Source organism: Parashewanella hymeniacidonis (genome assembly GCF_016900895.1).
Classification (GTDB): Bacteria; Pseudomonadota; Gammaproteobacteria; order Enterobacterales; family Shewanellaceae; genus Parashewanella; species Parashewanella hymeniacidonis.
Map to the genome: position 1 here is coordinate 1 of NZ_JAFEUN010000133.1, position 9,624 is coordinate 9,624.

At 38.6% G+C, this 9,624-nt stretch carries 10 protein-coding genes and 2 pseudogenes; 4 read left to right on the forward strand and 8 right to left on the reverse strand.

Annotation, left to right across the window (positions count from 1 at the left end; translation table 11 throughout):
* Window positions 1-122 precede the first annotated feature (122 nt).
* Together JQC92_RS23305 and JQC92_RS19145 are read right to left on the reverse strand one after the other, a co-directional pair.
* Window positions 123-442: pseudogene (locus JQC92_RS23305) on the reverse strand (IS4 family transposase); the annotation flags it as partial.
* A 61-nt stretch (window positions 443-503) separates the two neighbouring features.
* Window positions 504-749 (reverse strand): IS4/Tn5 family transposase DNA-binding protein, encoded by a 246-nt coding sequence (locus JQC92_RS19145; protein ID WP_205001153.1) that lies wholly within the window; start codon window positions 747-749, stop codon window positions 504-506.
* A gap of 348 nt (window positions 750-1,097) precedes the next feature.
* Between JQC92_RS19145 and JQC92_RS19150 the strand changes: the two genes are divergently transcribed.
* From JQC92_RS19150 to JQC92_RS19160, 3 genes are all read left to right on the forward strand, one after another.
* Window positions 1,098-1,547, forward strand: coding sequence for a YaiI/YqxD family protein (locus JQC92_RS19150; RefSeq protein WP_205001154.1), 450 nt, complete (start codon window positions 1,098-1,100; stop codon window positions 1,545-1,547).
* A gap of 1 nt (window position 1,548) precedes the next feature.
* Window positions 1,549-2,091 carry a DsrE family protein gene (locus JQC92_RS19155; RefSeq protein ID WP_205001155.1) on the forward strand — a complete coding sequence of 181 codons (543 nt, stop codon included), beginning with the start codon at window positions 1,549-1,551 and terminating at the stop codon, window positions 2,089-2,091.
* A 209-nt stretch (window positions 2,092-2,300) separates the two neighbouring features.
* Window positions 2,301-3,224 (forward strand): pyridoxal-phosphate dependent enzyme, encoded by a 924-nt coding sequence (locus JQC92_RS19160; RefSeq protein WP_205001156.1) that lies wholly within the window; start codon window positions 2,301-2,303, stop codon window positions 3,222-3,224.
* Window positions 3,225-3,263: 39 nt separating this feature from the next.
* Here the strand turns inward: JQC92_RS19160 and JQC92_RS19165 are convergent, their stop codons facing one another.
* The 4 genes from JQC92_RS19165 to JQC92_RS19180 are packed head-to-tail and all read right to left on the reverse strand — an operon-like array spanning window position 3,264 to window position 7,149.
* Entirely contained in the window at window positions 3,264-4,505 is a 1,242-nt protein-coding gene (locus JQC92_RS19165) for an ABC transporter permease (protein ID WP_205001157.1), read from the reverse strand.
* A complete protein-coding gene (locus JQC92_RS19170) occupies window positions 4,498-5,205 on the reverse strand; it encodes an ABC transporter ATP-binding protein (protein WP_205001158.1) in 708 nt (235 codons plus the stop codon). The genes JQC92_RS19165 and JQC92_RS19170 overlap by 8 nt, the downstream gene beginning before the upstream one ends.
* The gene (locus JQC92_RS19175) at window positions 5,202-6,383 is read right to left on the reverse strand and encodes an efflux RND transporter periplasmic adaptor subunit (RefSeq protein ID WP_205001159.1); all 1,182 of its coding nucleotides are present in this window, start codon (window positions 6,381-6,383) and stop codon (window positions 5,202-5,204) included. Before JQC92_RS19175 ends, JQC92_RS19170 begins: the two co-directional genes overlap by 4 nt.
* A gap of 52 nt (window positions 6,384-6,435) precedes the next feature.
* Complete coding sequence (locus JQC92_RS19180) at window positions 6,436-7,149, reverse strand: YIP1 family protein (RefSeq protein WP_205001160.1); 714 nt, start codon at window positions 7,147-7,149, stop codon at window positions 6,436-6,438.
* A 251-nt stretch (window positions 7,150-7,400) separates the two neighbouring features.
* Between JQC92_RS19180 and nadA the strand changes: the two genes are divergently transcribed.
* Entirely contained in the window at window positions 7,401-8,468 is a 1,068-nt protein-coding gene (nadA, locus tag JQC92_RS19185) for a quinolinate synthase NadA (RefSeq protein ID WP_205001161.1), read from the forward strand.
* Between the two features lie 60 nt (window positions 8,469-8,528).
* Here nadA and JQC92_RS19190 read toward each other — a convergent pair whose 3' ends face one another.
* Window positions 8,529-8,813 carry a hypothetical protein gene (locus JQC92_RS19190; RefSeq protein WP_205001162.1) on the reverse strand — a complete coding sequence of 95 codons (285 nt, stop codon included), beginning with the start codon at window positions 8,811-8,813 and terminating at the stop codon, window positions 8,529-8,531.
* Between the two features lie 122 nt (window positions 8,814-8,935).
* Window positions 8,936-9,394: pseudogene (locus JQC92_RS19195) on the reverse strand (aldehyde dehydrogenase family protein); the annotation flags it as partial.
* Window positions 9,395-9,624: the final 230 nt, after the last annotated feature.

Consider the following 9,624-nt stretch of genomic DNA (forward strand, 5'->3'; position numbering starts at 1 on the left):
ATTTACAGCATCACTTTGAGCGAAAAGATAACGATAATTTTGATTTGGAGTGATGTCGTATAGGAGCGGGCTTTCAGCCTGCATAGTGTAACCCACCGTCTTTCAGACGGTGGTTGTTAAGTAGCTGCGTCTATTAATCCTTTCTTACGCAAGTAATATGGAATAGTTATTGCCTCTTTGAGTTGCAGAAATCGAACACCGATAAAAGCTAAAATGGATACAGCTCTTTCTAAGTTTTTCGGCTCCGTCATTCTTTGGCGTTCAGCTCCTGCACCAGTTTTCCAGCCTTATGGAAGTCTTTAACTCGCAACCTTGCGGTGTAAATATCTATCACACGCAATGCCTGAGATAAGGTTTCAACTGGCTCGGTTGTCAGTAGTACCCAGCGTAACGGCTCCACCTCTTTTTTTGAGATTTTTTCTTGAGCGTATACCATATTAACAGGCCTCATTTCATCTTGAGTTTTTAAAGTAACCGTAGCAAATTTCTGAATATGATTGTGCTTATTCAGCTGTGTAATTAAATCCTGAGCAGCGTATTACTTCTGGTGTAACCAAGTCATTACGCATCAATTGGTAAGCTCCTTCCTGCTTTGCCTCGTCACCTTGGCATGATAAAGCGATTGATTTGCCACTACAACGCACCATATCCGTAGCCGTTTCAATTAGACGCTTTGTTCTTCGTGTATCGCCAGTATTTGCTTTTTCGAAGTGGGCTGTTGACCATTGGCTATGATGATAAATTGACAAGATTCGTTGTTCTCAGTGAAGAAATTTCTAGATCAGATCAATGGATTTATAATAAGTTCAACTTATCTGACATTTGTGTAGAAGAGTCAGGGGTTGAGCGGCACTTATTGTGGTTTTGTTGTTAAATAGTTTGAAAGCAGCAATGGTTATTTTTAACGCTATCTGCATTGTCACTGCGCTCATTTAGAATAACTAAATAACGCTTGTTCCGCTTTGTTATCGTCAAAAATAATCATTGCTGAAAATATCAACAAAGATCAACAACCCCTAGTGTTTCTAATAGAATTTATTATTTTTATCAGATTAATTTAGATATAGTAAAACTATAAATAACGATTCGGAAAATTTGTGAAAATATACGTAGATGCAGATGCTTGCCCAGTGGTCATTAAGCAGATTTTGTTTAAAGCTGCAGAAAGAACTCAAACTCAACTAATTTTAGTTGCTAATCAATTTATTCAGACACCTAACTCTAAAGTCATTCAGTCAATTAGGGTTGAAAGCGGATTTGATGTAGCTGATGACAAAATTGTTGAATTTACTGAAATTGGAGATTTAGTAATTACGAGTGACTTACCGCTTGCTAATGATGTGATTGAGAAAGGCGGATTAGCCTTAAGCTCAAGAGGTGAGTTATTCACGACCGAGAATATAAAGTCACGCCTAAATATGAGAGATTTTTTAGACACCATGCGAGCAAGTGGTGTGCATACTGGTGGGCCAGCACCTCTGAGTCAGAGTGATCGGCAGGCGTTTGGTAATCAATTAGACAGAATCTTAGCAAAAAGGAAAAAATAAGATGTTTAAAAGACTAGGGATTGGTTTGTTTAGTATTTTGTGTGCCTTTCAGTCTTTTGCTGGAATCGAAGCGTTTCATCAAGGACCTGTGTTCAAAAGTTTTGGCAAAATTGCAGATGTAAATACATCGGTCTCAATTCCAAAGAATATGAAGTTTCATGTTGCTTTTGATATGAGCAAAGCGAGTGATGTTGGAAAAATTAACCGTAACCTAGATACATTAGGTCGTTTTATCAATATGCATGTCGCAAACGGCGTCCCAAAGCAAGATATTAAGGTTGCAATGGTGGTGCATGGAAAGTCGGTAACAGATTTAGCTAACCACTCGTTTTATTCAAAACTCCATTCAGGAAGTGCTAATGCAAACCAAAATATTGTGAAGCAGCTTATTGCTTTTGGCGTAAAAATTTATATTTGCGGACAAAGTGCGGCCTACTATGGTTTGTCTCAAAAAGATTTGCTACCGAATGTAGATATGGCTCTGTCAGCGATGACGGCACATGCAATTTTGCATAGTGAAGGTTATTCCCTTAATCCATTTTAAGATAACCTGAACTCGGGATAAGCAAATCTCACCAGTACCTCTATTTCTGCTCATTTCTGCGTTTTGAGTGCTCCCACACTCAAGCCTTGAACTGAACAAAACTAGGGACACTGTTGAACGATATGGAAAAATATTGATAATTTAAAATGTGTTAGTGATTTCATTATCCCGAGATCAGGTTAAGATAATTGATAAAACGGTCTGAAAATATGTTGCATATACAAACGCCTTTAATCCAAAGTTTGTCGATACCCCAGAATTCCGACACTAAAGTTTGGTTAAAATTAGAGAACTGTCAGCCATCAGGATCTTTTAAAGTGAGGGGTGTGGGTAATGCGTGTGAATATTATATTCAACATGGCGCAAAAAAGTTATATGCATCTTCCGGTGGGAATGCTGGTTTAGCAGTTGCCTACTGTGGTCGAAAATTAAATGTACCTGTCACCATTGTTGTCCCGAAAACGACTAAGCAAAAGGCCATTGAGTTAATTGAGCAAGAAGGTGCAAAAGTGATCGTTCATGGTGATGTATGGTTTGAGGCTCATGAATATGCACTATCTCTGCTTGATGATGAAAGTGCTTATATTCATCCTTATGATGACCCCTTACTATGGCAGGGGCACGCATCGATGATTGATGAAGTCGTTGAGCAAGGTGTGACACCAGATGCAGTTTTATTGTCTGTTGGCGGAGGTGGTCTGTTACTGGGAGTAGCAAAAGGACTTGAAAAAAATGGTTTATCAGATATCCCAGTGTTTGCGGTAGAAACAATCGGAGCCGATGCATTAGCTCAATCCATGTCATTAAATAAACGTATTTCTTTAGATGCAATCAGCTCAATCGCTACATCTTTAGGTGCCAGTCAAGTTGCAGAGTCTGCTTTTGAATTGACCAAAACAGGGAGAGTGATGGCTATCAGCGTAGAAGATTCTGACGCAGTTGATGCATGTTATCGTTTTTTGAACGAACATAGAATGCTTGTTGAACCAGCATGTAGTGCCAGCCTATCTGTTGCATACCATCATAAGCATAATCAACTTAAACACTATAGAAATATTTTAGTGATTGTGTGCGGTGGAGTAGGGATTACGCCAACACAACTTGATAACTGGAAGAAGCATTTTAAATTATAAAAATTAAAGGCTTCCGAAAGAAGCCTTTAATCATAGGGATTATTCATACCTCAGAGCATCAATTGGATTTAGTCTTGCAGCTTTAATTGCAGGCGCTAATCCAAAAATAATACCGATCGCCGATGTAAATCCAAAAGAAAGGAACACAGCCCAAGCTGGTATGTAAGAGCCAGGCATACTAGGTATCAATACGGTAATTAGCCCTGATAATCCATATCCAATTGCCAAGCCAATTGCGCCACCAAACAAAGATAGAACAACAGCTTCGACTAAAAACTGAAGCATAATAAATCCAGGAGTGGCTCCCAGTGCTTTCAATGTACCAATCACTCTTGTTCGTTCGGTGACAGACACTAGCATGATATTCATGACACCAATTCCGCCAACAATTAAACTGATGCCAACAATCCCAGCAGTAATACCTGTTGCACTATTGGTGAATTTTTCAAAGTTCTCTTTTGATTTTTCAGAAGTTTCGAATTCGAAGTCATCGTCCTGACCAGATGAAATCTTATGCTGCTGTCTCAGAATTCTTCGTATAGATTGCTGAACGACTTCTTCTTTAGCATCAGGCTTTAAGCGGTACATTATTTGGACGTTGCTGCGATGTTTATTACTCCCTTCTAGTGCATTCATCGTGCTAATAGGTATACGTATATAATCGTCTTGATCAAAACCAAATAAGCTCCCCAGTTTTTCTGCAACGCCGATGATAAGAAACCACTCATTACCGAGTTTAATATAAGACCCTACGGGATTTTCAGGTAAGTGTAATTTTTCTATTATACTGGCACCTATATAGGCTACTCTGCGGCGCTTTTTATCATCTTCTTCACGAATAAATCGGCCTTGTTCGGGAAATGTTCTGTATGCTTTTTGATAACTTTGCTCAGTGCCTTCGACCCGAGTACTGTGGGTATAACTTCCATATTGTGCGCCGCCAGAAAAGCGCCAGCTATACATGATTGCAGTCATGGTTTCGGCTTGTTTGATTTTGCTTTTTAAAATCAAAAAGTCTTCATAAGTAAGCTTACTTCTTTTACCTAGCATCTCTAATCTTGGATTAGTATATGGTTTAACTGTAGTAACATCAGGTGCGAGGTCAGCAAGTTGATCGTTGATTTGTTTAGTGAAACCTTGCATTACTGCAACAACGGTAATTACTGCTGCTACGCCAATGATAATACCTAGGCAGGTGAGAGCAGAGCGCATCGCATTGGCTCGAATTGCAGCTAGTGCAGCTTTAGTCCCTTCCATAATCGCTAGAGCGGATTTAAACATGCAATCGCTCCTCCTTTACTTTTACGGTATCAGCAACGACTTTACCATCTACTAAGCGAATGACTCTATTACAGTGATCGGCGATATCCTGTTCATGTGTCACTAATATAATGGTATGGCCTTCATTATGAAGTTCATCAAACAATGACATGATATCCCGAGTAGTTTTACTGTCGAGGTTACCTGTGGGTTCATCACCTAAGAGAATATGTGGCTTTGTCACTAACGCTCTGGCAATAGCAACTCGTTGCCTTTGACCACCAGAAAGTTGACTTGAAAGATGATGTACTTTATCGCCTAACCCTACACGCTTAAGCGATTCAATTGCCATTCTTCGGCGCTTTTTGGCTGCAATAAAGCGATATACTAGCGGCTGCATTACATTTTCTAAAGCCGTAGCTCTAGGAATCAAATTGAAACTTTGAAAGATAAATCCAACACTTTCGTTTCTCTGATGCGCAAGCTCAGTTTCAGACATGTTCTTAACCAGTTTACCTTTTAGAAGGTATTCACCTTCAGACGGAACATCTAAGCAGCCTAAAATATTCATTAATGTTGACTTGCCAGAACCTGATGGACCAATAATGGCAACGTATTCATTTTTAGATATTGATACATTAACGTCATCTAAAGCTTTGAAAGTTTGTTCGCCCATCTCGTAGTGTTTCGAAATTTTCTTTAAATCGATCACCTTACTCATACGCTTTCCTTTTCAGAAGCGGTTTTTTTCGATGTATTATCAGGATGAATTACATCGCCTTCTTTTAGTTTACTTACAGGTCTAGCTGGGCCAACAACAACTCTATCTTTGGTTGTTAAGCCACTTTTTATGGCTTGCTCAATATCTGATGAAATGCCTACAGTGACGAACTTTTTGGAAACCTTATCATCAGTATCCACTTTCCAAACGAAATATTTGTCGTCTTCTTGGTGTACAGCTTCGATCGGCAGTTTTACAGCATGATTAGATATAGATGTTGCGATTTCTGCACGGCAGCTCATTCCTGCATATAAACGTCGCTTAGTATGGTCAAGTAACACTTTAACTTTAAATGATAAAGCATTCGAACCTTGCTCAGCTTTTGCTGAAGTGCCAATGTTTATGACTTTTCCAATAAAAGGATCATCAGCATAGGCCGCAGCAAAAATATCGGCTTTTTGACCAAGTTGAATACTCGCTATATCGGTTTCATCAACTCTTAGTTCAGCTAAGATTGCAGTTGGATCAGCAATCAGCATGAGATCTGAACCCACAATATTAGTTGTGCCTGCAATAACAGTTTCACCTTCTTTAATATCAACTGAAGCTAAAAGACCAGTCATTGGTGCCCTAAATACGCTTTTACTTAATCTGTCCTCTGCAATTGAAAGGGAAGCTTGAGCTTGCTTAAGCTGTGCTTTTTTAGATTGAATATCAATAAGCGCAAGATTACGACTGTTTTTAAGGTTGTCGTAAGTTTCGGCATCAGAAAGGCCTCGGGCGAACATCTTTTGTTGGCGAGTGAGCTGTCGTTCAATATTTTTTAAGTTAACGTGTGTTTTTTGTATTTCAATCTCACTGGCTTGTACAACAGCTTTAGAACGCTCAACATCCGCTTTAAAAGCTTTAGTATCTAGCTCCATTAAGATGTCGCCTTTTTTGACTGTTTGTCCCTCTTCAACTAAGACCTTTGCAACACGACCAGTCACTTCTGAGCGAAGCTGTACTTGGGTATTAAAAACGAGGTTACCAGAAGCCAAAATGGTATCTGCTATGCTTCCCGTAGAAGGGTGAGTAACTTCTAGCTTTACGGTATCTTGATTATCTGTGACTTGTTTGCTTATTAGAATTCCCGCAAACGCAACAACAGCTAAAACGATGATAATGATTTTTTTCATTGTTGATCCCTGAAGTGCCAGCACACTCGGAACTGGCTAAAGATAAAGTCTATTATTTTAAGGTTGCTATTAGGAACCAAATACCAAAAATCACAACTGACGGTAAAAGTCCGTATATTACAGCTTGGTTCTTAGTAAAATTCGTCCAGCTTTTTAGACCAATAATAGTGAGAATCATTCCCCAAACAGTAAATAAACCAATACTCTCAACAAGCCCATAATACGCATTATGGATATCTAAATTTAGTACGAGTTGATTTAACGATGCATAGTTGAAGATAGATTGACTCAATTGATCTGTCTTTGCCGTCGTAACCAGAATAATCGTGCCTAAACTATTAATTACTGCTGGCATCATTGTCCAGATACTGAATCCATACCAAGCACCAAATTTCATATCAGACTGTGGGTCAATTTTGCTGATCAGCATGAAATAGAATGCATAAAGTGCATTAAACAACGCAATGGCAACAATTGGTGCACAAATAGCAAAATAAATTTGAATGTCAGCAAATTGCTTTATGCCATTAACTGCAGCATCATGTTCTTGTGCCGTTAACTCGTCTCCGAGTGCAGCAATTTGTTGATCGACAAGGTAGTTAGGGTCAACAGTTGTATAGAATAAATACATTGCAACTGATGAAAAGAGAATGATTAAAAGAAAGGCTGACCATGACCATCCTTTTGCTTCTTTTAATCCATTGAAAGCCTTAGTTGGCGATAAGAATATATCGGTGATTGCACCGAAAACAGTAGCTGATTTCATCATAATTCCTTTTATCAATATTTTGAACGTTTCAAATACTAACTTAAATGTATTGGTTTAATGTTAAAAATTGTATTCCAAAATACGACTTAAGACATAATATGTCAATTTGTTATAATATTATCTCAATATAAGAGTGTTTGTAAACGCACATCGTTAAGCAAAACTTTCCATTTCTTACGCATGTGCCATTCGCTTTTCATAATATGATTTAATATAATTGAAAAATTGTTGTAATTTTCGGACGCATTATGAGCCAGGCGGCACCACAAATAGAAACCATTGATTATCCATTTCCAGCTAAACCAGTTCCATTATCTGTAGATGAAAAAAGTCATTATAAAGAACGTATTAAACAACTATTAAAAGAGCGTGACGCTGTTCTTGTTGCCCATTATTATACCGATCCTGAAATTCAGGCATTAGCAGAGGAGACGGGGGGTTGTGTTTCTGACTCTTTAGAAATGGCTCGCTTTGGTCGTGATCATCCCGCTAAAACCCTAATAGTTGCCGGCGTTAAATTTATGGGCGAAACATCGAAAATTCTATCGCCAGAAAAAACAGTATTAATGCCTAATCTTGAAGCGACTTGTTCACTCGATTTAGGCTGTCCAATCGATGCATTCAGTGATTTTTGTGATGCTCACCCTGATCACACCGTTGTTGTGTATGCTAATACCTCAGCTGCTGTTAAAGCACGTGCAGATTGGGTCGTAACGTCAAGTATTGCGCTTGAAATCGTTGAACATTTAGACAGTGAAGATAAAAAAATTATTTGGGGACCTGATCGTCACCTAGGCAGTTACATTGCCAAACAAACAGGTGCCGAAATGCTCATGTGGCAGGGCGAGTGTATTGTTCATGACGAATTTAAAGCTCGAGCATTGGTGAATTTGAAGAAAGAATATCCTGATGCTGCAGTATTAGTACATCCTGAATCTCCAGCCAGTGTAGTAGAAATGGCTGATGCTGTTGGTTCAACAAGCCAATTAATTAAAGCCGCTCAAGAAATGGAAAATGATACCTTTATCGTTGCCACTGATAAGGGCATTTTTTATAAAATGCAACAGACAGCTCCAGGTAAAACGTTAATTGAAGCGCCGACAGGCGGAAATGGTGCAACATGTAAGAGTTGTGCTCATTGTCCTTGGATGGCTATGAATGGCTTGAAAGCAATTGAAGCTTCATTATCTGCTACAGATACAAAAGACCATGAAATCTTTGTAGATGACGCATTACGTGATGATGCATTAGTACCATTAGATCGTATGCTAAATTTTGCCAAAGAAATGAATATGAAAGTGAAGGGCAATGCTTAATCGCCATTTAATGAAGAAGAGAGCTTTTAGCTCTCTTCACCGTTGTGAATTAACCTGAGCTCAGGTTAATTTGACTCTGTGTTTGTTATCTAAATAAACTTGCTCATTTGCATTCAGTTTACTTAACCATCTAAACTTTTCTAAATGCTCAGTTATAAGCTTTTTACAAAGAGCATCAATGTGCTGCTTGTGTTGCTGATTTAAAATAGTTTCAATTGAATCTGCAACGTCATTGTTCAAAGCGTTTTCATTATACTTTTGTTCACTTGAAACGTAATCTAACTCGTCTCCAACTGCATTTGAAGACACAATAATCATAACGATAAATACAGCTACCTTGTACATCCTTTACCTCGGCAATTACAACATTTTATCGGCTAAACGTCTTGTTTGAGCCTAAAGAATAGAACAAGATTTTGGGTTGTCTAATTTAATCCTATAAAAAATGTAAGAATAGGGAAGTTTCATGGGATGATTTGTCCAACAACGCCAAGTGGCTCATGAAAGTGATATGAAACTGTCTTTTCGTCGATTTCACCGATTAAGCCTTCTTGCGCACGCAAACAGCCTGTAGAATATCTGAAGTGATCTACAGCTAGTGGAATATCTGCAGCAAGGGTTTCACGCACGGCTTTACCGTTATCCCAGGTTTCTGCAATCTCTAGATATTTAATATCAATATTCTGTTCTATTCGGTCAGCAATTTTTAGCAGTAGATTTGATCGTTCCGTTACTGAGGTTGTACCCCATGCATCTTTGGCAGCATGTGCATCGTCCAATGCTAGATCAATATCTTTGGCACAAGAGCGAGGGATTTCACAAAATGACTTGCCATTCACCGGACTGATGTTATTGAAGTATTGGCCTTCACAAGGTGGAACACATTCACCGCCAATGAAGTTTTAATATTGATTTTTAAAGCGAATTACTGAATTGACGGTAAGATTACTGAGAGAGCAAACCCGTAATTTTATTCTCGACTACAGTGAAGCGGCTCCTGATGCGAATGGTTTGAGTGATTTAATTAACTATATTGTAGCCTTGATGGTATCCGCCTCTATCACCTTATCATGACAACGAGCTTTTATGCCCTTGGGTATATTCAGGTTTTAATAGAGCGGTGCTGAACCGTTTTTCATCAAATAATGTATTGCAA

Coding starts and splice junctions, on each gene's coding strand:
- JQC92_RS19155 (WP_205001155.1), top strand. CDS start 1,549: ATGTTTAAAAGACTAGGGATTGGTTTGTTTAGTATTTTGTGTGCCTTT.
- JQC92_RS19160 (WP_205001156.1), top strand. CDS start 2,301: ATGTTGCATATACAAACGCCTTTAATCCAAAGTTTGTCGATACCCCAG.
- JQC92_RS19165 (WP_205001157.1), bottom strand. CDS start 4,505: ATGTTTAAATCCGCTCTAGCGATTATGGAAGGGACTAAAGCTGCACTA.
- JQC92_RS19170 (WP_205001158.1), bottom strand. CDS start 5,205: ATGAGTAAGGTGATCGATTTAAAGAAAATTTCGAAACACTACGAGATG.
- JQC92_RS19175 (WP_205001159.1), bottom strand. CDS start 6,383: ATGAAAAAAATCATTATCATCGTTTTAGCTGTTGTTGCGTTTGCGGGA.
- JQC92_RS19180 (WP_205001160.1), bottom strand. CDS start 7,149: ATGAAATCAGCTACTGTTTTCGGTGCAATCACCGATATATTCTTATCG.
- nadA (WP_205001161.1), top strand. CDS start 7,401: ATGAGCCAGGCGGCACCACAAATAGAAACCATTGATTATCCATTTCCA.
- JQC92_RS19190 (WP_205001162.1), bottom strand. CDS start 8,813: ATGTACAAGGTAGCTGTATTTATCGTTATGATTATTGTGTCTTCAAAT.